Consider the following 25,702-nt stretch of genomic DNA (forward strand, 5'->3'; position numbering starts at 1 on the left):
CTATGCGTTCATTCGTTCGATCAAGATAGGCATAGCCAATCTGTATGCTATCATGACAAGTGCCAATAGGACCAATACTATTAAGTTAATCCAGATGAAGCTATTCAGAAATTCGGGTTCCATTCCTGTCAACCAATCTCGGGTAGTCATTATGAGGGGTGTAACAGGATTGTTACGCAAGATTTCACCAGAAAGACCTTCCTCCGGAATGGCGTAAACCACAGGAGTGAAAAACATCAAAAATTGCATCACCAGCGGGATTGCTTTACTAATATCTGTGTAGAGCATCCCCAGCGGTGTCAGCATAAGTCCGATGGCTGTACCTGCAAGTACCAGTGATATGACACCGATTGGGAAAAGAAGTAGCGACCATCCGCTGAAATAGCCCATGATAGCAAGTGCTACAATGAGGATAACTGCTTTTACTCCCGCGTTGAAAAGCCCTTGATAGATTCCGGCAACGATGAGTGCTTCACGAGGGAAATTCACTTTTGCAAGAATGCTTTTATTCTGTGTTGTTTTTTCAATGGGGGCTTGCATGCTTTCCATGAATATGGCCCAAATCATGGTGCCGGAAAAAACGTAAATAGGATAGGGAATAGCCGTTTCGCCCATGGAAACAATGCCGCTATTATTCAGGAAAATCCATACCAATGTATTGGCCAACGGCAAAATGAAGGCCCAGAGAATACCCAAAAAACTCTGCCGATAAAGTGCTTTAATATCGCGAATGGTGAGCCGCTTTGCTAAGTCGTTTCCCTTCCGGATATCGATGGCCATTTCGCGTACCATCACCCACGGCTTACGGATGTTTGAATGTGGCGTGTATACTCTTCTTTCCATTCGATGGCAAAGATAGTTTTTACCCTAAGATTGAGAGGGTGTCTCCACTTGAACCTGCATTAAATAGTCTATCTCTCAATTTCCAATGGAGGGCTTTAAGAATTGAATACAACTTGTTCCGTTAGTTTTCGTCATTCCAATACCTTATCTAATCAACAATTAACCTATTATGAAGACCAAGAAACTATCCATTATTTATTTCCTGGCAGCCCTTGTGCTGTTCTCATGCAAAGATGACAAAGACGACATGGACACGATGTCCGCGTCAGGTAACCCTGTTGGAATCGTAGAAAACTCTCACACTTCCGGTCAGACGGTCAGTGTAGATTTCAGAGGTAGAATAACGAATCAACAAGGAGAACCAATAGCGGGCGCTACAGTAAGTGCAGGTGGTTCGGTAACCATTACCAATGCACAAGGGTTTTACCAAATTATTGATGCCATTGTCGACAATCAATACGCCTTGGTCAAAGTAGAATTCGGTGGAAAGTTTGATCAGTTTCGAGCTTTGAAGCCAAAGCAAAGTGGGACCAATTTGGTCGACATTACCATGATTGATAAGGTAGCCAATGGTTTTTTCTCTACTTCCTCCGGTGGGGTCGTGGATATACCGGGAGGCGCGTCAGTTTCTTTTCCTGCAGGAGAATTGGTCACTACAGGTGGTCAACCTTACTCAGGCGAAGTGGTCGTGTCTACCACCTACCTGGACCCGTCTGATCCTGAGCTCATGTCTTATATGCCCGGCTCATTAGCAGCAGTGAGTGAAGATGGTGAGCCTGTGGGAATGATCACGTACGGAATGGTAGGGGTTGAACTTTTGGGTGCCACCAATGGACAACAATTACAATTGGCAGGTAATCGAAAAGCTACACTGACTTTACCGCTACCCGAAACACATACTTCACACGCACCTGAGAGTATTTCACTTTGGTACTTTGATGAGACTGCCGGTATTTGGCAAGAAGAAGGCGAGGCTTCCAAACAGGGAAGCTCTTACGTAGGACAAGTGAGTCATTTCTCTTTTTGGAATTGTGATGTGTCAGTAAATACGGCCGTATTGGAAGGTAATTTGGTTTTATCTTCAAGTGATTTTCCCATCAGTTCTCTTCTAGTCAAACTCACTCGTCCCAATGGATCGTCGGCTTGGGCTCAAGTCGGTGCTGAGGGTTATTTCAGTGGGATAATTCCTTCTGACGAAATTTTGCAGTTTGAAGTAATAGCCAGTGAGTGCGATGAAGTTTTGTATGAAGATGAAATCGGACCATTCTCGGAGGATACTGACCTTGGAGAAATCGAATTAGAAATTTCAAGTATCGACTTAGGTATTATTAGTCTTTCGGGATCGATTGTGGACTGCGATGGTGAACCAATGGAGAATGTTTTTATTACATACGAAGAGATAGGAAGTAATGTGAACGGCTACTTTGTTACGGATGAGTTCGGATTCTACTCAGCCTCTATTCCTTGTTTGGAAGAAGGAACAATCGTTTTTGAGCCTTTCAGTTTGTCTGAATTGATTCAAGGAGAAATCTTTAGTTTAGACTACGAACTGAGCGAGTCAGAGCAATATGATCTGGGGCAAGTTGCTCTTTGTGACGGAGAAGTGATTTTTGAATACTTAAATTATTCCGACGGGACCAATGAGCTGTCTTTTGATGAGGTGGAATTCATACCATCAGACGACGAGGAGTGTGGAGAACTGGCTGCGTTTTTGCAAGGGAGTGGGTCTACGGATTATACCGATGGAATAGGATTACTCAACTTCGATATTAGTGACTCGCTAGATTTTTGGGGAGCTTGTTCCTTAGAGATAGAAATCAGAGGTTATCTCTCCAATGGAAACTACTTAGTGGCGAGCGTTCCCGCAGGACAGACCATATTTGATATCATCCAACAAATAGAAGATGGAACGACTACTCTATTGGAAGCGACTATGACATATGGAGAAGCCTTTTCGGGAGTGACTGAAGTCAATATTTATGAAGACGATATGAGTACAACTCCGCTCAGTACCTACGAGCCGGATGAGGTCAATATTGACTTTCTTGTCGTGTATGAAGAGTAGAAACGACGCAGGGTAATGAATTATTAAGCCATCTGGAAACAGATGGCTTTTTTATTCTGTCTATCATTAATGTCCGACACTCTATCTCATACTCAGATAACAGTTGACCTGATCGGGTAAAAATTTGTGAGGATTTCATTTAGGAGTGTAAGATTGACGGGTAATTGTTGGTATTGATTGAAATGGGCTTTTTATATTGTTAAACATAAGTTTAACCACACTAACCAAACACGACCATGAAAAAATACAATCGGATCTTATTCCTGGCGGCCCTTGTGCTGTTCTCATGCAAGGATGACAAAGACGACATGGACACGATGTCCGCGTCAGGCAACCCTGTTGGAATCGTAGAAAACTCTCACACTTCGGGTCAGACAGTCAGTGTAGATTTCAGAGGTAGAATAACGAATCAACAAGGAGCACCAATAGCGGGCGCTACAGTAAGTGCAGGTGGTTCGATAACCATTTCCAACGCACAGGGTTTTTACCAAATAGAAGACGCGGCAGTAGATGACAACTATGCTCTGGTTAAAGTGGAGTACAACGGTATGTTCGATCAGTTTCGAGCATTAAAACCCAGAGCAGACCAAACGAACTACGTGGACATTGCCCTAATTCAAAAGATAGTAAATGGTTTTTTCTCTACTGCATCGGGAGGAGTAATCAATGTTCCCGGAGGACCAACCGTTTCCTTCCCCGCGGGGGAATTGGTTACGAGCGGAGGTCAGCCATACTCGGGAGAAGTCTTGGTGGCATCGACCTACCTTGATCCGTCTGATCCTTCATTGATGTCATACATGCCGGGTTCGCTAGCTGCTATTGATGATGAAGGCGAAGCGGTTGGGATGATCACATACGGAATGGTGGGTGTAGAGCTCTCGGCCGCTTCCAACGGACAGAAATTGCAATTGGCCGGTGGAAGAAAAGCAACGATAACATTACCGCTACCCGAAACACATGCTTCACATGCACCTCAGAGTATTCCTTTGTGGTACTTCGACCAGACGGCAGGCATATGGCAAGAGGAAGGAGTAGCGACTCGAAGTGGGAATTCTTATGTTGGACAAGTAGGTCACTTTAGTTTTTGGAATTGTGATGTTTCCGTGAACTCAGTCTTTTTGGAAGGACATTTATATCTACAACCCGAAGGCATACCACTCTTTGACACTCGGGTCAAGATTGAGAGGCAGGACGGTGGTTTTGCCTCGACTCAGGTCGATCAAGACGGATACTTTAGTGGAATAGTACCAGGAAATGAATTGCTCACTTTTATCGTAGAATCAGGTGATTGCAATCAAATTTTGTATTCAACCGAAATAGGTCCTTTTACCGATGATGTCGACATGGGAGAGGTACCTTTAGAGCTTTCCACATATGATTTTGGGATCGTTGAATTCCAAGGAACTGTAGTGGGTTGCGATTCTGACCCACTTTTAGGCATTTTGGTAATAGTTAATCTGCCAGGCAGTAACTTCGGCTACTACACAACTACAAATCAAAATGGTGAATGGGACTTGGCTATACCATGTCTGGATCAAGGCCAGGTTTTCATCAACGCATTTGATATTTCAGAGCTTACGGAGGCGGAAGAACTGATTCTTCCATACAATATTGAACAAAGCCCACTGGTAGAAGCTGGAGAGATTGACTTCTGTGATGCCGAAGAGGTTATCGAGTACCTCATCTATTCCGACGGGGAGAATGAACTGGAATTTGATGTGGTTCAAGCAAATATTGGGAATTGTGGTGTTCTTTATGCTTTTAATGGTGGGAATGAATCTACCGAGTACCTTTTTGCGGAAGATTTCTTTGGCTTAAGTTTCGGAACATTATCCGATACTTCCTGGACAGTTTGTGGTACAGTTGATATTGATTTACGTGGCTACAGTGCGGATGGCGAATACCTTATCGTCACCATTTCAAGTGCCTTATTTAATGCCTCTGAAATTCAGTACATCAATTCAGATTCATTTTACTTATTTCAAGGAGAGCTCAGCAGTCTCTCCAATGTTGGTGGATTCAGCATTCAAGTTGAAGTTTATGAATCTCATTTGAGCACTACGCCTACAAGTACATACGCCCCGGATGAAGCAGTAATCAATATGCTTGTTACCGAAAACGAATAAATAGATCAAAGGGATCCGTTCGATTATAAAAAAGCGCCGGCTCAAAACTGAGTCGGCGCTATTAATTGAAGTATTTTAAGATGCTTTAGAAACTCTCTACCAATTCATCCAAAGCCATATCGAGATACTGGCCTCTTAAGTTTTTGGCTAGAATTACACCATTCTCATCAATCAAAATGCTTTGAGGAATACTGCGCACATTGTAAATCTGAGCAGGCTTAGAACTCCATCCTCCTAGATCACTTACGTGGTATTTCCAAGCCAACTTGTCTTGGGCAATAGCTGCCACCCACTTGTCTTTGGCCTTGTCAAGGCTTACGCTGTAAATCTCAAAACCTTTGGCATTCTTGAATTTAGCCTTCTTGTATTTGTTGTAGGCGTTCACCACATTTGGATTTTCTCTTCTGCACGGTCCGCACCACGAGGCCCAAAAGTCGATTAAAACGACATTTCCCTTGAGGTCAGAAAGGCTCAACATTTTTCCATCAGGACTCTCAAAGGATAATTCAGGAGCGATGTCGCCGATGTTAAGCCCTACTTCGCCTGATTGCTCTACTGGGGTGTTCTTATCTACGTTATTGGAGCTTACGCTGAATGCTGTAAGTACCGCCAACCCTATAATTGCTATGCTTGTTGTCAATATTTTCATGATGATTTTTTTTGCCTGTTTAGTCAAAAGACGTACCAAATTACGAAATGCGCTTGATATTTGCACCCAAGGCCTGTAGTCTGGTGTCTATATTTTGGTATCCTCTATCAATTTGTTCAATGTTGTGAATGGTGCTCTTACCGTCCGCGCTAAGTGCTGCAATCAAAAGTGAAACTCCCGCACGAATATCAGGTGAGGTCATCGATATTCCTTTGAGGTTTACCTGTTTGTCCAATCCAATTACCGTGGCTCTGTGCGGATCACAAAGGATAATCTGTGCTCCCATATCGATCAGTTTATCCACAAAGAAAAGACGGCTTTCAAACATTTTTTGATGGATCAATACCGATCCTTTTGCCTGTGTGGCAACAACCAAAACAATGCTCAATAAGTCAGGTGTAAATCCAGGCCACGGATGGTCTGATACGGTCATGATAGAACCATCAATATAAGTATCGATAGCGTAATGATCTTGCGCCGGAATGTGGAGATCATCTCCCCTCAAATCCATCTTGATTCCCAACCTTCTGAAGGTGTCAGGGATAATCCCAAGCATCGGATAGTTGACATCTTTGATAGTAATTTCGGAACCGGTCATTGCTGCCAATCCAATGAAACTGCCGATTTCGATCATGTCGGGAAGCACCCTATGCTTAGTTCCCCCGAGGTATTCAACACCTTCAATGGTAATGCGATTGGAACCCGCACCTTCGATCTTAGCTCCCATTGCATTCAGCATTTTGCAAAGTTGCTGAATGTATGGTTCGCAGGCCGCATTGTAAAGAGTGGTAGTGCCTTTGGCCATGGAAGCCGCCATAATAACATTGGCAGTACCGGTTACGGAAGGCTCATCCATGTGATGGAAAGTGCCCTTGAGGTTATCAGCTTCTACTTGGTAAAATTGCTCTCCGGGATTGTAATTGAATTTGGCACCGAGTTTCTCAAACCCGATGAAGTGAGTATCCAGTCTTCTTCGACCTATTTTGTCTCCACCGGGCTTTGGGATATATCCTTTTCCAAATCGAGCGAGTAGAGGACCGACGATCATAATTGAACCGCGAAGACCGCTGCCTTTCTTTTTGAATGTCTCGGTATGGAGGTATTCTATGTCTACGTTTTCAGCAGTGAAGGCATAGTGCTCTTTTCCCAGCTTCTCCACCTTTACTCCCAAATCGCGCAGGAGATCGATCAGTTTATTGACATCAATGATATCGGGAACGTTTTCTATTTCAACCCTTTCAGGAGTTAGCAGCACAGCGCAAAGGATTTGAAGAACCTCGTTTTTTGCACCTTGGGGAATAATCTCACCTTTTAATTTTTGTCCCCCGATAATTTCAAATGCACCCATCCTTTAATTTCTTTTTTTGCGTCGTTTCTTTTGGCCTTTTCTCTGGTTCTGTCTTTGGGGTGGCTTGTTGACTCCCATTTGCTGTATCACCTTTTGGGTAGATTCCAGGTCTTGTTCGGGGTTTTCCAGCTTCAACTTGCCGTTTGATAATTTCTGCAAGTCTGAAGCTATCACTTCATCTCTTACACTGTTTTGGTTCCAAACCACATAAGCACGCTTCATTACATTGCCCATGCTGATGGTAGCTTTTTGACGCTCTTCGTCATCTTCGATCAAGAGGACTTGTTCGAGAAGCTTTTCGATAGTCTTACCATAGTGACCTAAACGAATATCGTTTTTGGGGTAACCTACTTTCTTCGGTTTTGATTCGAATGACTCCGGAGTAGGCTTGGGATAAGGTGATTCCACGTCCAATTTAAAATCGGACATCACGTGTAGGTGATCCCACAATTTGTGATTAAAGTCTTCTACGTCACGAAGTTGTGGGAAAAGGTTTCCCATGGTTTTAATAATGGAACGCGCACATCTATTGCGTTCATCTCTATCTTCTATGGTGACACAATGTGCGACCATTGTATGGATACTACGGCCATATTCCGATATTTTTAAATCGGGCCGCGTACTATTGTAAGTTAATTTCATATGGTGATTTTCTCGTCAGATAAGACGGCTAATGCTGTGCAAAGTAAAGATGAATTAATTCTTTAAAAAGGATTTAACCAAGTTTTCGACCTATTCAACGATTTCTAGCTTGGCAAATTTTAGAAGGAGCTGTTTTTGTCCAACCGTAGGGAAAAAGACCGTTGCTTTTTCATTTGGCGATTCTCCTTCAAGATTAACCACTTTTCCCTTGCCAAATTTAGCATGCGCCACTTTCGTTCCGACTACGACAGATCCGGGAGGTAGCGTGCTTCCTACCGCTGCACTTGTCTGACTCACTTTTTTGAGATTTTTCGGTACAGATGGTTGAGGTGTTTGTGGTTTGGTTTCAGACTTTCTCTTGAAGTTCTGCCTTTTGGCAAATGAGTTGCCTCCTGAAGATCCGAATCCGCCCCAAGGGGTCTCGTCAAAGGACGAAGGTGCATTTCTCTCTTCAGTCTCAGGTAAATCTACATATTGCGTGTCTATCTCATCGATGAATCGGCTGGGCTCACAATAATTTAAGCTGCCGTACTTGTATCTACTCATCGCATAAGTAAGGGTGACTTTTTTCTCAGCCCTCGTCAATGCCACATAAAATAGTCGGCGCTCCTCTTCCAATTCGCTTCTTTCATTCAGCGAGAGTTGAGAAGGAAATAGATTTTCTTCCAGCCCGACGATGTAGACATAGGGAAACTCAAGACCTTTTGATGCATGGATAGTCATGAGACTTACCTTGTTATCATCGTCATCGTTCTGATCGGCATCGGTCAAAAGAGCAACATCTAACAAGAAGTCGCTGAGTGTTGGCTTTTTCCCATCAAATTCAGGTCGCTCACTTTCAGTGAACTCCTTTATCCCGTTTAAGAGTTCTTGGATGTTTTCAAAACGACTCAAACCCTCCGGCGTTTTATCCGCATAGAGCTCGCGCAGGAGGCCCGTGCTTTTCGCAACATGTTCGGCCAAGGAAAAGGCTTCCTCCGTCTGCAATTGGGCAGAAAAGCTCTTCATCATCGTTGTGAAGTTGGCCAGCTTTGCTTTCGTACCTGAATTTACATCAAGCTCATCTCGAGAGGTCGTCATGATCTCCCACATGCTTTTGTCCAGCTCGTTGGCTTTGATTGTAATTTTCTCCAAGGTCGTTTTTCCAATTCCACGAGTGGGATAGTTTATCACTCGCTTCAGCGATTCCTCGTCGTTCGGATTGGCAGTAAGTCGATAATAAGCCAGTAAGTCTTTGATCTCCTTCCTTTGGTAGAAAGATTGACCTCCATATATGCGGTAAGGAATATTAAGTTTCCTCAGGGCCTCCTCCATCGAACGACTTTGGGAGTTTGTTCTGTATAGTATAGAGAAGCTTTTATTGTCTAGCCTAGCGTTATTCTTTTCTTGAAAGATGTCATTGGCCACGAATAGCCCTTCTTCATTGTCAGATAGGTTGCGAACCACACGAATGATTTCTCCTTCATCATTGGAAGTCCATACATCTTTCTTTATGCGGTCGCGGTTTTTATCAATAACGCTGTTTGCGGCACCTACAATACGCTTTGTAGAGCGGTAGTTCTGTTCGAGTTTGTAAAGACCATAATCGGGGTAGTCCTTTTTAAAATTGAGAATATTCTGAATATTGGCCCCTCTAAATCCATAGATGCTCTGGGCGTCGTCCCCAACCACGCAAAGGTTTTCATTGAGAGCAGCGAGTTTCTTTACTATAAGGTATTGGCTGAAGTTGGTATCCTGGTACTCGTCAACCAGGAGGTATCTGAACTTGTGTTGGTATTTATACAAAACGTCAGGGAAATCCCTTAGCAAGACATTCGTTTTATACAATAGATCATCAAAGTCCATCGCTGAAGACTTGAACAAGCGCTTATTGTATTCGAAATAGATTTCAACCAGTTTAGGTCGGCCACCCATCTCGTCATCACTCATGATTTCCGCGTGCTCTCTGTATGCTTTCGGTGAGATGAGGTTGTTCTTCGCCGCCGAAATCCGGTTCTGGACAAAACTCGCTTTGTAAAGTTTGTCGTCTAGCCCCATTTCTTTGACAATACTCTTCAAAAGATTACGGCTATCTTGAGTATCGTAAATAGAGAAATTGGAAGGGTAGTTGAGCTTTTCAGATTCTACTCTGAGTATTCTTGCGAAAATACTGTGAAAGGTTCCCATCCAGATATTTCGCGCTTCGCTCGAACCTATGATGGAAGCAATCCTTTCTTTCATCTCTTTGGCTGCCTTATTTGTGAAGGTTAAGGCTAAGATTTGAAACGGGTCTACTCCTTTATTAATAAGGTAAGCGATTCTGTATGTAAGGACTCGTGTCTTTCCTGATCCGGCGCCCGCGATGACCATTGTAGGTCCTTCTGTATTGATGACTGCCTCTTTTTGGGCAGTATTTAGAGAATCCAAATATTCCATTGATGCAAAAATACAGTTTCGATTTTGATACCGATCTTCGTATTGAAAATCCTTGTAAACAAAGACGAAATAAGTATCCGAAAGCTGAGTGTAGTAGGGGTGAAAAGCAATTTCTTACAAACTCTTAAAAAACTCTCAAATCCTCTGTTGTATAATTGATTTATTCTTGTACATTTGCAGCCCCAATTATGCTAGGGGTTAAGCGCATTGCGCCGAAAAACACTGATTAAGAGCAAGTTTAAGATATGCCAACGATACAGCAGCTTATACGAAAAGGAAGAGTAACAAAAGCAAAGACAAGTAAGTCAGCCGCTTTAGCATCATGCCCTCAACGCCGAGGAGTTTGTGTGCGTGTATACACTACCACACCAAAGAAGCCGAATTCGGCAATGAGAAAAGTAGCGCGTGTGCGTTTGACCAACGGAAGAGAGGTGAACGCCTACATCGGGGGTGAAGGTCACAACCTGCAAGAACACAGTATTGTGTTGGTGCGTGGAGGAAGAGTAAAGGATCTTCCGGGTGTGCGTTACCACATTGTGCGTGGCGCGCTTGATACTGCCGGTGTTGACGGTCGTACACAACGTCGCTCTAAATACGGAACAAAAAGACCTAAGAAATAAGGGAATCTGAGTCATGAGAAGAAAGACAGCAAAGAAACGCATCACTCTCCCCGACCCGAAGTTTAACGAGGTGTTGGTGACCAAGTTCGTGAACAACATGATGTACGCGGGCAAGAAGAATACTGCTTACTCAATCTTTTACGACGCGATTGCCATCGTTGATGAGAAAAGTGGGGAAGAACAAGGTTTGGACGTATGGAAGAAAGCTCTTACAAACGTTACTCCTGCCGTTGAAGTGAAAAGCCGCCGTGTAGGTGGAGCTACTTTTCAGATTCCACAGCCTATTCGCGATAGCCGTAAACTTTCAATGGCTATGAAATGGTTGATCAGCTATTCTCGAAAGAGAAATGAAAAGACCATGAGCGAGAGAATGGCTTATGAAATTATCGCTGCTGCTAAAGAAGAAGGAGCAGCTTACAAGAAAAAAGAAGATACCCACAGAATGGCAGAGGCAAACCGTGCTTTCTCTCATTTTAGGTTCTAGAACATAGTCAAGTTAGATAATACAGCAAATAATGGCTAAAAGAGATTTATCCTACACCAGAAACATCGGAATCGCTGCCCATATTGACGCGGGTAAGACGACGACGACCGAGCGTATCTTATACTACGGTGGTGTAAGTCACAAGATTGGAGAGGTGCATGATGGTGCCGCTACAATGGACTGGATGGAGCAGGAGCAGGAGCGTGGTATCACGATTACTTCTGCGGCTACAACATTGAATTGGAATTACCGTGGAGACAAATACCACGTAAACATTATTGACACCCCTGGTCACGTTGACTTTACTGTAGAGGTAAATAGGTCTTTACGTGTTCTTGATGGGTTGGTTTTCTTGTTTAGTGCTGTTGACGGTGTTGAACCTCAGTCGGAAACGAACTGGCGTTTGGCCAACAACTACAACGTTCCGCGTATAGGATTCGTAAACAAGATGGACCGCCAAGGTGCAGACTTTTTAAATGTTTGCGCTCAGGTAAAAGAGATGCTGGGTAGCCACGCGTTACCATTGCAAATCAACATCGGAGCTGAAGATGATTTCAAAGGAGTGGTTGACTTGATCAATTTCAAAGGAATTGTCTGGAACGAAGATGACATGGGAATGACTTTCAAGGAAGTGGAAATCCCTGCCGAGATTTTGGATGAGGCAACTCAGTTGAGAGAGGAATTGTTGGAGGCGGTAGCTGAATTCGATGAAACGGAATCTTTGATGGAGAAATTCTTCGAGGATCCTGCTTCTATCACTGAAAGAGAAATCTTGGATTGTTTGCGTGAAGCGACCATCGCTGGGAAAGTTGTTCCGATGATGTGTGGTTCAGCTTTCAAGAATAAAGGAGTTCAAGCAATGTTGGATATGGTTATGGAAATTCTTCCTGCGCCAACTGACATTGAAGGTATAGAAGGTACAAACCCTGATTCAGGTGAGCCTGAACTCAGAAAGCCATCTTATGATGAGCCTTTTGCAGCATTAGCATTTAAAATTGCTACTGACCCATTCGTAGGTCGTTTGTGCTTTACCAGAGCTTATTCGGGTGTTCTTCCTTCAGGTTCATACGTGTTGAACACGAGAACAGGTAAGAAAGAGCGTATCTCGAGAATATTCCAAATGCACTCAAACAAGCAGAACCAAATCGATTCTCTTGGAGCAGGAGACATTGGAGCTTTGGTAGGTTTTAAGGATATTAAAACGGGAGATACACTCTGCAATGAAAAGCATCCGATCGTGTTGGAATCTATGGATTTCCCGGATCCGGTTATTGGATTGGCGATCGAGCCTAAGACGCAATCTGACGTTGACAAGTTGGGTGTAGCCCTAGGTAAGCTTACTGAAGAGGATCCAACATTTACAGTGAAGACTGATGAGGATTCAGGACAAACAGTCATTAGTGGTATGGGTGAGCTTCACTTGGATATCATCATGGACCGTCTTCGTCGTGAATTTAAGGTAGAAGTGAATCAAGGTGCACCTCAGGTTTCTTACAAGGAAGCCATAAACGGAACGATTGATCACCGTGAGACTTATAAGAAACAAACAGGTGGTCGCGGAAAATTCGCAGATATCGTAGTTACGATTGAGCCTGGTGACAATGAAAATCCTGGATTGATTTTCGTTAATGAAATCAAAGGTGGTAACGTACCAAAAGAATTTATTCCATCTATTGAGAAAGGTTTTAAAGAAGCAATGGCCAATGGTGTTCTTGCAGGCTTTCCGGTAGATTCATTAAAGGTGACATTGAAGGATGGATCTTTCCACGCAGTGGATTCTGACCAACTTTCATTCGAGCTGGCAGCAAAACTGGCATTCCGTACGGCTGTTCCAAAGGCAAAACCAATTCTTCTTGAGCCAATCATGAAGCTAGAGGTGTTGACTCCTGAAGAAAACATGGGAGACGTTGTAGGTGACTTGAACCGTCGACGAGGAATCATGGAAGGAATGGGAGACAGAGCTGGAGCAAAAGTTGTAAAAGCAAAAGTTCCACTTTCAGAAATGTTTGGATATGTGACTCAATTGAGAACGATTTCCTCAGGACGTGCTACGTCTACAATGGAATTCTCTCACTTCGAGGAAGCACCTAAAAACGTAGCTGAAGAAGTAATAGCCAAAGTAAAAGGTAAATCAGTAGAAGCTTAATTATACAGTAGCATTCATAACGATGAGTCAAAAAATCCGCATTAAGCTAAAGTCGTACGATCACAATTTGGTCGACAAATCGGCAGAGAAAATCGTGAAGACCGTAAAGTCAACAGGTGCCGTAATTAGTGGGCCAATTCCACTACCTACACACAAGCGCATCTACACAGTTTTGCGTTCACCTCACGTAAATAAAAAATCTAGAGAGCAATTTGAACTCTGCTCCTACAAGCGACTGTTAGACATCTACAGTTCTTCTTCGAAGACTGTCGATGCGTTGATGCGCTTGGAATTACCCAGTGGGGTTGAAGTAGAGATTAAAGTCTAATAATTACAATAAGAAGATGCCTGGTTTAATTGGTAAAAAAGTAGGAATGACCAGTACGTTCGTAGGTGAAGACGGTAGAAACGTCGCATGTACGATCATACAAGCTGGTCCTTGCGTTGTAACGCAAGTGAAGACCGAAGAGAACGATGGTTACAAAGCCATTCAGTTAGGATTCGGCGAACGGAAGGAGAAAAATACTCCCGCTCCACTCAAAGGGCATTTCAAAAAAGCCAAGACTTCTCCAAAGAAGAGATTGGCTGAGTTTGCTCACTTCGCAGGCGAGTATAAGCTCGGTGATGAAGTGACTGTCGAAATATTCGCTGAAGGTGAGTTTATCGACGTGAGTGGAAAATCTAAAGGAAAAGGTTTTCAGGGTGTGGTAAAACGTCACAACTTCCGTGGAGTTGGAGATGCAACACACGGCCAGCACAACAGATTGCGTGCTCCAGGTTCTATTGGAGCTGCTTCTGATCCCGCGAGAGTATTCAAGGGAATGAAAATGGCTGGTCAAATGGGTGATGCAAAAGTTACTTTGGAGAATATCCAAGTGCTTAAGATTATGCCCGAAGAATCCTTGCTAATTGTGAAAGGTTCCGTACCCGGAGCAAAAGGTTCATTTCTAATCTTGGAGAAAAACTAATGGAACTTTCAGTCTACAATATCGAAGGAAAGGAGACCAAAAAGGTTAAATTGGACGATTCCGTATTCGGAATTGAACCGAACGATCACGCCATTTATATGGATGTGAAACAGTTTGGAGCCAACAACCGACAAGGTACTCATAAAGCGAAAGAGCGCGCTGACGTAAAAGGAAGCGGACGCAAGATCAAAAAGCAAAAAGGAACAGGTACTGCCCGTGCGGGTGATATAAAGAACCCTTTGTTTAGAGGTGGAGGTCGTGTTTTTGGTCCCAGACCAAAAGACTACAGCTTCAAGTTGAACAAGAAATTGAAGCAACTTGCACGAAAGTCAGCATTGAGCTACAGAGCAAAAGAGAACCAGATAACCATCATTGAAGATGTTAAAATGGATGCTCCGAAGACCAGCGCATACTTGGCAATGATGACCGCTTTGAAATTGGCAGATCAAAAACCCCTTTTGATTACCAATGGTACAGATAAAACACTATCTTTGTCGTCCCGTAACGTTCAGAAGCATAAAGTTGTGAGTGTCAACGAGTTAAGTACTTATGACATTATGAACTGCAACCGACTGGTAATTGCTGAAAGCGCTATCGAAGTGATAGAGAACACATTAAAAAGAACTGCTAAGTGATGAGTCGTATTGTTTTAAAGCCAATTGTCACAGAAAAGATGACTGCGATTTCAGAGAAACTGAATCGCTACGGATTTTACGTGAGCAAAGAGGCGAATAAGATCGAGATCAAAGAGGCCATCGAAAAGCTATATGACGTGAACGTTGATAAAGTATGGACGATCCGTTACGCAGGTAAATCGAAGTCTCGCTACACGAAGACGGGAATGGTGACCGGAAAGAGCGCTGCTTATAAAAAAGCGGTTGTTACGGTTGCTGAAGGAGAAACCATCGACATATACAGCAATATTTAAAAGACTGAGAGATGCCGGTTAGAAAATTAAAGCCTACAACACCAGGGCAACGACATAAGATACTTAGTGCTTTCACTGAGATTACGGAGTCTAAGCCAGAGAAGTCACTTTTGGCTCCGATGAGTAAGTCAGGAGGACGTAACAACAATGGTCGTATGACAATGCGCTACATTGGTGGAGGACACAAGCGTCGTTATCGTATCATCGATTTCAAGCGAGATAAGCATGGAATGGAGGCCGAAGTAAAAACGGTAGAATACGATCCGAACAGAACTGCACGCATTTCATTGGTTGAATATACTGACGGTGAGAAGCGTTATATCATAGCTCCTGAAGGAATCCAAGTTGGGCAGACGATCAAGAGTGGTGAAGGAGTTTCACCAGATGTTGGGAACGCACTTTACCTAAGTGAAATTCCTTTGGGAACAGTTGTTCACAACATTGAGATGCGTCCTGGTCAGGGAGGTGTATTAGCAAGAGGTGCCGGAACATATGCACAATTGAACGCTCGAGATGGTAAATATGCTATTCTTAAGATGCCTTCAGGCGAAACGAGAATGGTACTAGTTACTTGCTTGGCGACTATAGGATCTGTTTCCAACGGAGATCACTTCTTAGTTCGTTCGGGAAAAGCAGGACGTAGCCGCTGGTTAGGTCGTCGACCAAGAGTTCGTGGAGTAGTTATGAACCCTGTTGATCACCCAATGGGTGGTGGTGAAGGCCGTAACTCAGGAGGTCATCCTCGTTCGCGTAATGGAATTCCTGCAAAAGGATACAAGACGCGTAACAAAAAGAAAGCTTCGAATAAGTACATTATCGAAAGAAGAAAGAAATAATTGAGATATGAGTAGATCACTCAAAAAACCGCCTTTCGTACACTACAAATTATTGAGCCGCGTGGAAGCTGCCCAGTCTAGTGGAAAGAAATCAGTAATCAAGACTTGGTCAAGAGCCAGTACGATTACTCCGGAGTTTGTAGGTATGACTATAGCAGTGCACAACGGAAACAAGTTTATTCCTGTGTATGTAACGGAGAACATGGTAGGACACAAGTTTGGTGAATTTGCCCCGACACGTACTTACCGTGGTCATGCTGGAAATCGAAAAGACAAGAAGCGGTAGAACCGACTTAAACTGAATTAGTAATGGGATCAAGAAAACATATCGCAGCTGAGAAAAGGAAAGAGGAAAGAAAGACTTTGGCCATCGCCAAGTTGAACAATGTTCCGACTTCTCCACGAAAAATGCGAAAGGTAGCAGACGTAATCCGAGGTGAAAACGTATTGCAAGCATTGAACATGTTGAAGTTCATGCCCCAAGATGCAGCTCGACGTTTAGAGAAACTGGTTCTTTCAGCCATAGCGAACTGGCAGGCAAAGAATGAAGATAAAAGTACTGACGAAGAAAACTTGATTATCAAAGAGATTTCAGTTGACAGTGGTCGGATGCTAAAAAGGTTGAGACCTGCTCCGCAGGGAAGGGCTCACCGAATAAGAAAAAGATCAAATCACGTAACCATCATTTTAGATAGCGCGAAATAATATGGGACAGAAAACCAACCCAATAGGAAACAGACTGGGATTCATCCGCGGATGGGATTCAAACTGGTATGGAGGTCGTGATTACAGCGATAAGATTGTCGAAGATGACAAGATTCGTAAGTACTTAGATGTCCGTTTAGCGAAGGCTAGCGTCGCCGCAGTGATTATCGAACGTACGCTGAAATTGGTTACAATTACAATTAAGACAGCACGTCCCGGAGTAATTATCGGAAGAGGTGGGTCTGAAGTAGATAAGCTAAAGGAAGAGTTAAAGAAACTGACTAACAAGGAGGTTCAAATCAACATCTTCGAAGTAAAGAGACCTGAACTTGACGCGAGATTAGTTGCGGAGAGTATTGCACGACAAATCGAAGGAAGAATTTCTTTCAGACGCGCAGTTAAGATGTCCATTGCAGCTACTATGAGAATGGGTGCTGAAGGAATAAAAGTTACTGTTTCAGGTCGACTGAACGGTGCTGAAATGGCAAGAACTGAATCTTACAAGGAAGGTAGAACGCCGTTGCATACTTTCCGTGCAGATATAGACTATTATCAAGCGGAGGCCCACACAAAAATGGGACGCTTAGGGGTGAAAGTTTGGATTTGCAAAGGTGAAGTATATGGCAAGAGAGATCTTTCGCCTTCTTTTGAGAAGAGTAATTCTCCGGGAGGACCTCGCCCAGGCGGAGGCGGTGGAAACCGCAAGCCGAGAGCAAGACGTAAGTAAGAATTAATAAGGATTAAGACGAACAGCAATGTTACAACCGAAGAGAACGAAGTTTAGAAAAATGCAGAAAGGTCGCATCAAGGGAATTGCTTCCCGTGGTACTACCATTGCATTCGGATCCTTCGCAATCAAAACGATGGATGAGGGTTTTATTACCTCTCGTCAAATCGAAGCCGCTCGTATCGCACTAAACAGATACATGAAGCGTGAAGGTAAAGTTTGGATTAGAATTTTTCCAGACAAGCCGATCACTTCTAAGCCTGCAGAGGTACGAATGGGTAAGGGTAAAGGAGCCCCTAGTCACTGGGTAGCGGTAGTGCGACCAGGTCGAATTCTTTTTGAAGTGGACTCTGTTCCTTTGGAGGTAGCTCAAGAAGCTTTGCGACTTGCATCACAAAAGCTGCCGGTAAAAACAAAATTTGTGGTTCGACGCGACTACAGTGTTCAAGCATAAGGGATTATGAAAGCAAAAGACATTAGGGATCTTACGACCGATGAACTCATCGAAAAATTAGAGATCGAAGAAGAAAATTTTGGGAAATTAAGGCTGAACCACGCTGTTGCTGCCTTAGAGAACCCGATGCAGTTGAGAGCGCAACGAAGAACTGTTGCCAGATTGAAAACTGCAGTGCGTGAACGTCAACTTAGCGAGAAGAAATAAAGACCATCTGAATCATGTCAGAGAGAAATCTTAGAAAACAACGTATTGGTGTGGTTTCATCTAACAAGATGGACAAGAGCATCACAGTAGTGGTAGAGCGAAAAGTAAAGCATGGTCTTTACGGAAAGTTCGTAAAGAAGACCACGAAATTTGTCGCACACGACGAAACGAATGACTGCAACCCTGGTGACACGGTTAAAATCATGGAAACACGACCATTAAGTAAGCGCAAGAATTGGCGTTTGGTCGAAGTATTGGAAAGAGCTAAATAATTTTTTGAAATGATACAGCAGGAAAGTAGGCTAAGAGTTGCCGATAATAGTGGTGCCAAAGAAGTGGCTTGTATCCGAGTACTCGGAGGCACTAAGCGTCGGTACGCATCTATTGGCGATCAAATAGTGATCACGGTTAAAGATGCGATGCCTTCAGGAAACGTAAAGAAAGGTATGGTTTCCAGAGCCGTAGTAGTTCGAGTGCGCAAAGAAGTGCGTCGACTTGATGGTTCGTATATCCGCTTTGATGATAACGCAGTGGTTCTTTTGAACAACGCTGGAGAGATGAGGGGAACTCGAATTTTCGGTCCTGTCGCTCGTGAGCTTCGCGAAAAGCAGTTTATGAGAATAGTATCACTAGCACCAGAGGTAATTTAACCACGCAAACCCGAAGAGATGAAAATTCACATCAAGAAAGGAGATACCGTACAAGTAACGACAGGAGAGTCCAAAGGATCTACAGGTCGTGTTGTAAGCGTTCAGCGTGATAAGTATCGCGCTATCGTAGAAGGCGTAAACATAGTGTCTCGTCATACTAAGCCTAGCGCTGCTAATCCTCAAGGTGGAATCACCAAAATGGAAGCGCCTATCCATATTTCAAACTTATTAGTTGTAGACCCTACAACGAAGAAAGGAGATAGAATTGGATATAAGAAAGATGCCGATGGAAATTCGGTAAGATATTTTAAGAAATCAGGAGAACAGGTATAATCATGTACACCCCGAGATTAAAAACAAAATACGCCGAAGAGGTGATCCCGGCTCTGAAGAAAGAGTTTGGTTACAAGTCCTCAATGGAGATACCTCGTCTCGAGAAAATTGTCTTGAGTCAAGGTTTGGGCGAAGCAGTTGCTGATAAGAAGATCGTAGAAACTTCTGTTCAGGAAATGACTGCAATAACAGGCCAAAAGGCTATTCCTACTTATTCGAAGAAGGACATCTCAAACTTCAAGCTGCGTAAGGGTATGCCGATAGGAGCAAAGGTGACACTTCGAGGTGATAAGATGTATGAATTTTTAGACAGATTGATTTCTGTAGCCCTGCCGAGAACACGTGACTTTCGCGGAGTAAAAGCTACTGGTTTTGACGGTAGAGGAAACTTCAACATGGGAATCACAGAGCAGATCATCTTCCCCGAGATCAACATTGAAAAAGTTAATAAAATAAACGGTATGGATATCACCTTCGTCACCAATGCAAATAGCGACGAAGAAGCAAAAGCTCTATTGGGCTCATTCGGATTTCCATTCACAAAGAAATAAAGAGCAGGCATGGCAAAGGAATCAATGAAAGCCAGAGAGCGCAAGCGCGAAAGAATGGTTGCCAAATACGCTGCAAAGCGTGAGGCTTTGAAAGAAGCTGGTGACTGGGATGCGCTTCAAAAGCTCCCTAAGAATTCATCAAAAGTTAGAATGCACAACCGTTGTAAACTAACAGGGCGCCCAAGAGGATACATGCGTCAATTTGGTCTGTCCCGCGTGACTTTTCGCGAGATGGCATTAGAGGGGAAGATTCCCGGTGTAAAAAAGGCCAGCTGGTAATACAAAGAAGAAGAGATTATGTACTCAGATCCAATTGCAGACTACCTAACGCGTATTAGAAACGCAATGACCGCTAAGAAGCGAGTTGTAGTCATTCCTGCATCAAATATGAAAAAGGAGATTACCAAAATCCTAATGGAAAAAGGTTATATCCTTAATTATAAAATTTTAGATGATTCTCCTCAAGGTTCAATCAAGATTGCTTTGAAATATCATCCGGTAAGTAAGGTACCAGCTATCAAAAAGCTTCAGCGCGCTTCGCGTCCTGGTCTTAGACAATACGCAGGTTCTGATGAATTGCCTCGTGTTTTGAATGGATTGGGAGTTTCCATCGTGTCAACCTCAAAAGGGATTATGACCGACAAGGAAGCGAGAGTCCAAAAAGTAGGTGGCGAAGTAGTTTGCTACGTTTACTAAAAAGAAAAAAGAACAGCAATGTCTCGAATAGGAAAAGCTCCAATATCCGTTCCCGATGGCGTAACCGTAGAGGTTAAAGACAGCGTGGTTACGGTAAAAGGAAAAAAAGGTGAATTAACGCAAAAGTTAAACCCTTCAATAGTATGTAAGGTTGAGGGCGGCGTTATCTCTTTGGAAAGAGCTAACGAAGAGAAGCAAACCAAAGCACTTCACGGATTGTACCGATCACTTGTTAATAATATGGTCGAAGGCGTTAGCCAAGGTTACACTATAAAACAAGAATTGGTTGGGGTTGGTTACCGTGCTAAGGTACAAGGCCAGCGATTGGAAGTTGCTCTTGGATTTTCTCACCCAATCGTGTTTGAACTCCCATCTGAAGTTAAGGTAGCAGCTGACCAAGCGAAAGGACAGAATCCTATCATTACACTTGAGTCTCACGACAAACAGTTGATCGGACAAGTTGCTGCGAAGATTCGCTCATTAAGGAAACCGGAGCCATACAAAGGAAAAGGTGTGCGGTTTGTTGGTGAACACATTAGAAGAAAAGCAGGTAAATCTGCTGGTAAATAATTGCATTAGGTTATGGCAAAGACAAAGCTATTACGTCGAAAAAGAATCAAGCGAAGCATTCGTAAGAATGTTACGGGTACTACAGAACGTCCAAGACTCTCAGTGTACAGAAGCAACACTCAAATCTATGCTCAAATCATAGATGATTCTCAGGGAAAAACCTTGGTTGCTGCGGATTCTTTAAAAAATGAGGCGGCTCAGAAGGTTCCAAAAAAGGACCAGGCTGCAATTGTTGGAAAAGATGTGGCTGAGAAGGCTTCTGCTGCAGGAATCACTGAAGTGGTTTTTGACAGAAACGGATACCTCTATCACGGAAGAGTTAAATCATTGGCAGATGCAGCCCGCGAGGCCGGTCTAAAATTTTAATAAGAGCATGGCAAAAGCAAGTATAAAACGCGTTAAATCGAGTGATCTCGAACTAAAAGACAAGCTCGTAGCGATCAATCGTGTTACTAAAGTGACGAAAGGTGGACGAACATTTAGTTTTTCAGCGATCGTTGTAGTTGGAAACGAAAACGGTGTAGTTGGTCATGGTCTTGGTAAAGCCAAGGAAGTAACAACTGCCATCGCAAAAGGCATAGATGATGCTAAAAAGAATCTTATTAAAGTTCCAATCGTGAACGATACGGTTCCTCACAGCCAATACGGGAAGTATGCTGGAGCCCGTGTTCTTTTGAAGCCTGCTTCAAACGGAACGGGAGTAATTGCTGGAGGTGCAATGCGTGCTGTATTGGAGAGTGTTGGGATCAAGGATGTATTAGCCAAGTCTCAAGGATCTTCAAATCCACACAACGTGGTTAAAGCTACTTTGGATGCATTGACTAATATGCGAGATGCAAGAGCGGTAGCGAACCAACGTGGTATTTCAATGGCACGTGTATTTAACGGCTAAGCGATAAGAAAATGGCAAAGGAAGTAATAGTAACCCAAGTAAAAAGTGCGATCAGAAGACCAAAGAACCAAAAGAGAACTTTGGAAGCACTTGGATTAAAAAAATTGCATCGTCCGGTTACCAAGCAAGTTACACCTCAGATTATGGGTATGATTGCTAAAGTAGGTCACCTGGTAACTGTACAAGAGAAGTAATACAACTAAAAGTATTGAGTGATGAACTTAAGTAATCTTAGACCGGCAAAAGGGTCAAACCGAAATAAGAAGCGCCTTGGAAGAGGTGAAGGAACAGGTTATGGCGATACTGCTGGCCGAGGACACAAGGGTGCCAAATCCAGAAGTGGATATAGCCGAAAGCGTGGATTCGAAGGTGGTCAAATGCCGTTACAACGTCGTGTGCCTAAATTCGGTTTTACCAATCCCAACAGAGTAGAGTACAAGGGGATAAATTTGGACGTAATAGAAATGCTATTTGCTGAAAAGAAAATAGAGACTTTTACTCCTGAGACTTTTGTAGACAATGGTCTTTGCGCAAAGAAAGACCTTGTTAAAATTTTGGGGCGAGGAGAACTGAACGCCAAAGTAACTGTAACGGCCCATGCTTTTTCAGCTTCTGCTAAAGAAGCTATCGAAGGAAAAGGTGGAGAGGCCAAAACACTTTAATGATTAGAGGAACCGACTGGTTATGAAGAATTTTATTCAGACACTTAAGAATATTTGGAGTATAGAAGAACTGCGTCAACGTATCTTAACAACGCTCGCATTACTTCTAGTTTTCCGTATCGGTTCCTACATCGTACTTCCTGGCATCGATGCAGCTCGTTTAGCTGCAGCCAATGAAGGTGGTGGAGGTCTTGCCGACTTGCTTAACTTATTTACAGGAGGTGCTTTTAATAGAGCATCTATCTTCAGTCTTGGAATCATGCCTTACATTTCTGCTTCGATTATCATGCAGTTGATGGGAATCGCAGTTCCAACGATCCAAAAGATGCAAAAGGAAGGAGAGAGCGGCCGGAAGAAAATAAACCAATACACGCGCTTCCTGACAATCGTAATCACTTGCTTTCAAGCTCCCGGTTACATCGCAGCATCAGTTCCAGCTGAAGCTAGATTGTATGACACTCCATTCTGGTGGGCAACTGCCATCGTAATCTTAACTACTGGTACACTTTTCGTGATGTGGTTGGGTGAAAGAATTACAGACAGAGGAGTGGGTAATGGGATATCACTTTTGATTATGATCGGAATTATTGCAGGTCTTCCGAGTGCGTTTTTCCAAGAAATTGTAGCCGCCACTGGTCCCGAAGGAAATGGTTTGGTTGTATTGCTTATCGAAATTGTAGCGCTACTCGTTGTAATCGGAGCCACTGTTGCACTCGTTCAAGCGGTTCGCAGAGTGCCCATACAATTTGCCAAACAGCAATTGGGTGGACGTGAATACAGTCAAGGTGCTCGTCAATATATTCCATTAAAAGTGAACAGTGCAGGGGTAATGCCGATCATCTTTGCTCAGGCGATAATGTTCGTTCCACTGTACATCGCCCAATATTCTGATTCACAATCTGGTTTTATCGTAGAATTGGCTAACTTTGCCGGCTTTTGGTACAACTTGATCTTTTTCATAATGGTAGTAGCGTTCACTTATTTCTACACAGCTATCACTGTTAATCCGAATCAAATGGCGGATGACTTGAAGAGAAACGGAGGGTTTGTGCCGGGAGTAAAACCGGGAAAGTCTACATCGGACTTTTTGGATAACGTTCTTTCCAGAATTACTTTACCGGGAGCTATTTTCCTGGGATTGATTGCCATCCTTCCTGTATTTGCATTGCAAGCAGGAGTGAAGCAAGCGTTCTCTATATTCTTTGGAGGTACTTCTCTTTTGATTATGGTAGGGGTGATACTGGATACATTACAGCAAATTGAGAGTTATTTACTAATGCGTCATTACGATGGATTGATGAAAACCGGGAAACTTGCCGGTAGAGCATCGACCTTCGGAATGGCAGGATAATAAGAGAGAATTAAAGTATGGCGAAACAATCATCTATCGAGCAAGACGGAACAATAGTAGAAGCTTTGTCTAATGCTATGTTCAAAGTCGAACTTGAGAATGGCCATGTAATAGTGGCACACATTTCCGGTAAGATGAGAATGCATTACATCAAAATCTTGCCCGGCGATAAGGTGAAAGTTGAAATGTCTCCATATGATTTAAGTAAAGGTAGAATTACCTTCAGATACAAATAAAGGATCGATGAAAACAAGAGCGAGTGTTAAAAAGCGTTCAGCAGATTGCAAGATCGTACGCCGTAAAGGTCGGTTGTATGTGATCAACAAGAAGAACCCAAAGTTCAAGCAACGACAAGGATAAAAGAATTATTATGGCTAGGATAGCTGGTGTAGATTTACCAAAGAACAAAAGAGGTGTAATATCCCTCACTTACATTTACGGAATAGGCCCAACCAAGGCTGCCGAAATATTGTCGCGCTCAGGTGTTGATCAAAGCACTAAGGTTGATGACTGGACTGATGAGCAAACGGCTACGATCCGACAGCTGATCAGTGATGAATATATCGTTGAAGGTTCGCTTCGATCTGAAATCCAAACGAACATCAAGCGATTGATGGACATTGGATGTTACAGAGGTATTCGACACAGGACGGGGCTTCCATTGAGAGGTCAGAGAACCAAGAACAACTCTCGTACGAGAAAAGGAAAGAGAAAGACAGTAGCCAATAAGAAAAAGGCTACCAAATAATTAATCGGTAGATAAATCAACAACGATGGCAAAGTCTAACGTAAAGAAAAAATTGAATGTAAAGGTGGATGCAGTGGGCGAGGCTCACATCCAAGCTTCATTCAACAATATTATCATATCCATGTGTAATGCTTCAGGACAGGTTATTAGCTGGTCTTCTGCAGGAAAGCAAGGATTTAGAGGATCTAAGAAAAATACTCCCTATGCAGCGCAGGTTGCAGCTGAGGAATGTGCTAAAGTGGCATTCGATCTTGGTCTTCGCAAAGTGAAAGTATATGTGAAAGGACCCGGATCAGGACGAGAATCTGCTATCAGATCTATTCACAATACGGGTGTAGAGGTAACGGAAATAGTTGATGTTACTCCACTACCACACAACGGTTGTCGCCCACCAAAGCGCAGAAGAGTATAATTTTCGTTAATACGATCAAAGTAGAATATACAGATTAAGATATGGCACGATATACAGGCCCCAAGTCAAAAATTGCTCGTCGTTTTAAAGAACCGATTTTCGGTCCTGATAAAGCTTTAGAGCGTAAGAACTACCCTCCTGGTTTCCACGGACCGAACAAGCGTCGTTCGAAGCAATCGGAGTATGCAGTTCAGCTACTCGAGAAGCAAAAAGCGAAATATACTTATGGTATTCTTGAGCGTCAATTTGCCAACCTCTTTGACAAAGCTCAAAGAAAAGTTGGTATTACTGGTGAGCTTTTGCTACAGTTCTGTGAAGCTAGATTAGACAATGTAGTCTACAGAATGGGAGTTTCTCCAACCAGAAGCGGAGCTAGACAATTGGTGAGCCACCGTCATATTACCGTAAACGGAAACGTTGTTAATATCCCCTCATACTCTCTTCGTCCAGGTGATAAAGTAGGAGTAAGAGAACGTTCGAAGTCTCTTGAAGTGGTTAGTAATTCACTTGCTGCTTCAGGTCGTCAAAAGTACGACTGGATTGACTTTGACAAAAATGCACTTGAGGGAACTTATGTGCAACATCCGACAAGAGAGCAGATTCCAGAAAACATCAAGGAACAGCTTATCGTCGAGCTTTATTCAAAATAATAACCTTAACTAAGGAAAAACCTT

Annotated in this window: 37 protein-coding genes; 32 read left to right on the forward strand and 5 right to left on the reverse strand. The window is 43.2% G+C overall.

Translation table 11 applies throughout. The features are described 5' to 3' along the window. Positions 1–843 (reverse strand): ABC transporter permease, encoded by an 843-nt coding sequence (locus O3Q51_00635; protein ID MCZ4407295.1) that lies wholly within the window; start codon positions 841–843, stop codon positions 1–3. Positions 844–1,012: 169 nt separating this feature from the next. Between O3Q51_00635 and O3Q51_00640 the strand changes: the two genes are divergently transcribed. Both O3Q51_00640 and O3Q51_00645 read left to right on the forward strand, forming a co-directional pair. Continuing rightward, positions 1,013–2,908 (forward strand): carboxypeptidase-like regulatory domain-containing protein, encoded by a 1,896-nt coding sequence (locus O3Q51_00640; GenBank protein MCZ4407296.1) that lies wholly within the window; start codon positions 1,013–1,015, stop codon positions 2,906–2,908. A gap of 236 nt (positions 2,909–3,144) precedes the next feature. Next, positions 3,145–5,034 carry a hypothetical protein gene (locus tag O3Q51_00645; protein MCZ4407297.1) on the forward strand — a complete coding sequence of 630 codons (1,890 nt, stop codon included), beginning with the start codon at positions 3,145–3,147 and terminating at the stop codon, positions 5,032–5,034. Positions 5,035–5,119: 85 nt separating this feature from the next. Here the strand turns inward: O3Q51_00645 and O3Q51_00650 are convergent, their stop codons facing one another. From O3Q51_00650 to O3Q51_00665, 4 genes are all read right to left on the reverse strand, one after another. Then, entirely contained in the window at positions 5,120–5,683 is a 564-nt protein-coding gene (locus tag O3Q51_00650; GenBank protein ID MCZ4407298.1) for a TlpA disulfide reductase family protein, read from the reverse strand. A gap of 40 nt (positions 5,684–5,723) precedes the next feature. Next, entirely contained in the window at positions 5,724–7,031 is a 1,308-nt protein-coding gene (murA, locus tag O3Q51_00655) for a UDP-N-acetylglucosamine 1-carboxyvinyltransferase (protein ID MCZ4407299.1), read from the reverse strand. A 3-nt stretch (positions 7,032–7,034) separates the two neighbouring features. After that, entirely contained in the window at positions 7,035–7,673 is a 639-nt protein-coding gene (locus O3Q51_00660; protein MCZ4407300.1) for a DUF4290 domain-containing protein, read from the reverse strand. A gap of 90 nt (positions 7,674–7,763) precedes the next feature. After that, a complete protein-coding gene (locus tag O3Q51_00665) occupies positions 7,764–10,088 on the reverse strand; it encodes a UvrD-helicase domain-containing protein (GenBank protein MCZ4407301.1) in 2,325 nt (774 codons plus the stop codon). A 245-nt stretch (positions 10,089–10,333) separates the two neighbouring features. Here O3Q51_00665 and rpsL point away from each other — a divergent pair, with 245 nt between their 5' ends. The 30 genes from rpsL to rpsD are packed head-to-tail and all read left to right on the forward strand — an operon-like array spanning position 10,334 to position 25,678. After that, a complete protein-coding gene (rpsL, locus tag O3Q51_00670; GenBank protein ID MCZ4407302.1) occupies positions 10,334–10,708 on the forward strand; it encodes a 30S ribosomal protein S12 in 375 nt (124 codons plus the stop codon). Positions 10,709–10,721: 13 nt separating this feature from the next. Then, positions 10,722–11,192 carry a 30S ribosomal protein S7 gene (rpsG, locus tag O3Q51_00675; GenBank protein ID MCZ4407303.1) on the forward strand — a complete coding sequence of 157 codons (471 nt, stop codon included), beginning with the start codon at positions 10,722–10,724 and terminating at the stop codon, positions 11,190–11,192. 31 nt (positions 11,193–11,223) lie between these two features. Beyond that, entirely contained in the window at positions 11,224–13,338 is a 2,115-nt protein-coding gene (fusA, locus tag O3Q51_00680) for an elongation factor G (protein ID MCZ4407304.1), read from the forward strand. A 22-nt stretch (positions 13,339–13,360) separates the two neighbouring features. Continuing rightward, on the forward strand, positions 13,361–13,666 hold the full coding sequence (gene rpsJ, locus O3Q51_00685; GenBank protein ID MCZ4407305.1) for a 30S ribosomal protein S10: 306 nt from the start codon (positions 13,361–13,363) through the stop codon (positions 13,664–13,666). A gap of 16 nt (positions 13,667–13,682) precedes the next feature. Then, entirely contained in the window at positions 13,683–14,306 is a 624-nt protein-coding gene (gene rplC / locus O3Q51_00690; GenBank protein ID MCZ4407306.1) for a 50S ribosomal protein L3, read from the forward strand. Next, positions 14,306–14,941 (forward strand): 50S ribosomal protein L4, encoded by a 636-nt coding sequence (gene rplD, locus O3Q51_00695; GenBank protein MCZ4407307.1) that lies wholly within the window; start codon positions 14,306–14,308, stop codon positions 14,939–14,941. Before rplC ends, rplD begins: the two co-directional genes overlap by 1 nt. Continuing rightward, entirely contained in the window at positions 14,941–15,234 is a 294-nt protein-coding gene (gene rplW / locus O3Q51_00700; GenBank protein MCZ4407308.1) for a 50S ribosomal protein L23, read from the forward strand. The genes rplD and rplW overlap by 1 nt, the downstream gene beginning before the upstream one ends. Positions 15,235–15,245: 11 nt before the next feature. Next, positions 15,246–16,070 carry a 50S ribosomal protein L2 gene (gene rplB, locus O3Q51_00705; protein MCZ4407309.1) on the forward strand — a complete coding sequence of 275 codons (825 nt, stop codon included), beginning with the start codon at positions 15,246–15,248 and terminating at the stop codon, positions 16,068–16,070. 7 nt (positions 16,071–16,077) lie between these two features. Continuing rightward, complete coding sequence (gene rpsS, locus O3Q51_00710) at positions 16,078–16,356, forward strand: 30S ribosomal protein S19 (GenBank protein MCZ4407310.1); 279 nt, start codon at positions 16,078–16,080, stop codon at positions 16,354–16,356. A gap of 23 nt (positions 16,357–16,379) precedes the next feature. After that, entirely contained in the window at positions 16,380–16,775 is a 396-nt protein-coding gene (rplV, locus tag O3Q51_00715; protein MCZ4407311.1) for a 50S ribosomal protein L22, read from the forward strand. A 1-nt stretch (position 16,776) separates the two neighbouring features. Further along, positions 16,777–17,502: a 30S ribosomal protein S3 gene (gene rpsC, locus O3Q51_00720; protein ID MCZ4407312.1), complete on the forward strand. Its 726-nt coding sequence runs from the start codon at positions 16,777–16,779 to the stop codon at positions 17,500–17,502. A 28-nt stretch (positions 17,503–17,530) separates the two neighbouring features. Further along, on the forward strand, positions 17,531–17,956 hold the full coding sequence (gene rplP, locus O3Q51_00725; GenBank protein MCZ4407313.1) for a 50S ribosomal protein L16: 426 nt from the start codon (positions 17,531–17,533) through the stop codon (positions 17,954–17,956). A 6-nt stretch (positions 17,957–17,962) separates the two neighbouring features. Next, a complete protein-coding gene (gene rpmC, locus O3Q51_00730; GenBank protein ID MCZ4407314.1) occupies positions 17,963–18,163 on the forward strand; it encodes a 50S ribosomal protein L29 in 201 nt (66 codons plus the stop codon). A 14-nt stretch (positions 18,164–18,177) separates the two neighbouring features. After that, a complete protein-coding gene (rpsQ, locus tag O3Q51_00735) occupies positions 18,178–18,435 on the forward strand; it encodes a 30S ribosomal protein S17 (GenBank protein ID MCZ4407315.1) in 258 nt (85 codons plus the stop codon). Between the two features lie 9 nt (positions 18,436–18,444). Beyond that, entirely contained in the window at positions 18,445–18,813 is a 369-nt protein-coding gene (gene rplN / locus O3Q51_00740; GenBank protein ID MCZ4407316.1) for a 50S ribosomal protein L14, read from the forward strand. A gap of 18 nt (positions 18,814–18,831) precedes the next feature. Beyond that, on the forward strand, positions 18,832–19,146 hold the full coding sequence (gene rplX, locus O3Q51_00745) for a 50S ribosomal protein L24 (protein ID MCZ4407317.1): 315 nt from the start codon (positions 18,832–18,834) through the stop codon (positions 19,144–19,146). 2 nt (positions 19,147–19,148) lie between these two features. Beyond that, a complete protein-coding gene (gene rplE / locus O3Q51_00750) occupies positions 19,149–19,697 on the forward strand; it encodes a 50S ribosomal protein L5 (protein ID MCZ4407318.1) in 549 nt (182 codons plus the stop codon). Positions 19,698–19,706: 9 nt separating this feature from the next. Continuing rightward, on the forward strand, positions 19,707–19,976 hold the full coding sequence (gene rpsN / locus O3Q51_00755; GenBank protein MCZ4407319.1) for a 30S ribosomal protein S14: 270 nt from the start codon (positions 19,707–19,709) through the stop codon (positions 19,974–19,976). Positions 19,977–19,994: 18 nt separating this feature from the next. Then, the gene (rpsH, locus tag O3Q51_00760) at positions 19,995–20,393 is read left to right on the forward strand and encodes a 30S ribosomal protein S8 (GenBank protein ID MCZ4407320.1); all 399 of its coding nucleotides are present in this window, start codon (positions 19,995–19,997) and stop codon (positions 20,391–20,393) included. 18 nt (positions 20,394–20,411) lie between these two features. Beyond that, positions 20,412–20,963: a 50S ribosomal protein L6 gene (rplF, locus tag O3Q51_00765; GenBank protein ID MCZ4407321.1), complete on the forward strand. Its 552-nt coding sequence runs from the start codon at positions 20,412–20,414 to the stop codon at positions 20,961–20,963. Positions 20,964–20,975: 12 nt separating this feature from the next. Next, positions 20,976–21,329: a 50S ribosomal protein L18 gene (rplR, locus tag O3Q51_00770; GenBank protein ID MCZ4407322.1), complete on the forward strand. Its 354-nt coding sequence runs from the start codon at positions 20,976–20,978 to the stop codon at positions 21,327–21,329. 7 nt (positions 21,330–21,336) lie between these two features. Then, positions 21,337–21,855 carry a 30S ribosomal protein S5 gene (rpsE, locus tag O3Q51_00775; protein MCZ4407323.1) on the forward strand — a complete coding sequence of 173 codons (519 nt, stop codon included), beginning with the start codon at positions 21,337–21,339 and terminating at the stop codon, positions 21,853–21,855. 11 nt (positions 21,856–21,866) lie between these two features. Beyond that, positions 21,867–22,049, forward strand: a complete 183-nt coding sequence (gene rpmD / locus O3Q51_00780; protein MCZ4407324.1) for a 50S ribosomal protein L30 — start codon at positions 21,867–21,869, stop codon at positions 22,047–22,049. 21 nt (positions 22,050–22,070) lie between these two features. After that, a complete protein-coding gene (gene rplO / locus O3Q51_00785; protein MCZ4407325.1) occupies positions 22,071–22,517 on the forward strand; it encodes a 50S ribosomal protein L15 in 447 nt (148 codons plus the stop codon). A 22-nt stretch (positions 22,518–22,539) separates the two neighbouring features. Continuing rightward, positions 22,540–23,868 (forward strand): preprotein translocase subunit SecY, encoded by a 1,329-nt coding sequence (gene secY / locus O3Q51_00790; protein ID MCZ4407326.1) that lies wholly within the window; start codon positions 22,540–22,542, stop codon positions 23,866–23,868. Between the two features lie 17 nt (positions 23,869–23,885). After that, positions 23,886–24,104, forward strand: coding sequence for a translation initiation factor IF-1 (gene infA, locus O3Q51_00795; GenBank protein ID MCZ4407327.1), 219 nt, complete (start codon positions 23,886–23,888; stop codon positions 24,102–24,104). A gap of 7 nt (positions 24,105–24,111) precedes the next feature. Further along, positions 24,112–24,228: a type B 50S ribosomal protein L36 gene (ykgO, locus tag O3Q51_00800; GenBank protein MCZ4407328.1), complete on the forward strand. Its 117-nt coding sequence runs from the start codon at positions 24,112–24,114 to the stop codon at positions 24,226–24,228. 10 nt (positions 24,229–24,238) lie between these two features. Next, positions 24,239–24,616 carry a 30S ribosomal protein S13 gene (gene rpsM / locus O3Q51_00805; protein ID MCZ4407329.1) on the forward strand — a complete coding sequence of 126 codons (378 nt, stop codon included), beginning with the start codon at positions 24,239–24,241 and terminating at the stop codon, positions 24,614–24,616. Positions 24,617–24,641: 25 nt separating this feature from the next. Beyond that, positions 24,642–25,028, forward strand: a complete 387-nt coding sequence (gene rpsK, locus O3Q51_00810) for a 30S ribosomal protein S11 (GenBank protein ID MCZ4407330.1) — start codon at positions 24,642–24,644, stop codon at positions 25,026–25,028. Positions 25,029–25,069: 41 nt separating this feature from the next. Next, positions 25,070–25,678 carry a 30S ribosomal protein S4 gene (gene rpsD, locus O3Q51_00815; GenBank protein MCZ4407331.1) on the forward strand — a complete coding sequence of 203 codons (609 nt, stop codon included), beginning with the start codon at positions 25,070–25,072 and terminating at the stop codon, positions 25,676–25,678. Positions 25,679–25,702 lie beyond the last annotated feature (24 nt).

Source organism: Cryomorphaceae bacterium 1068, from assembly GCA_027214385.1.
Classification (GTDB): domain Bacteria; phylum Bacteroidota; class Bacteroidia; order Flavobacteriales_D; family Cryomorphaceae; genus JAKVAV01.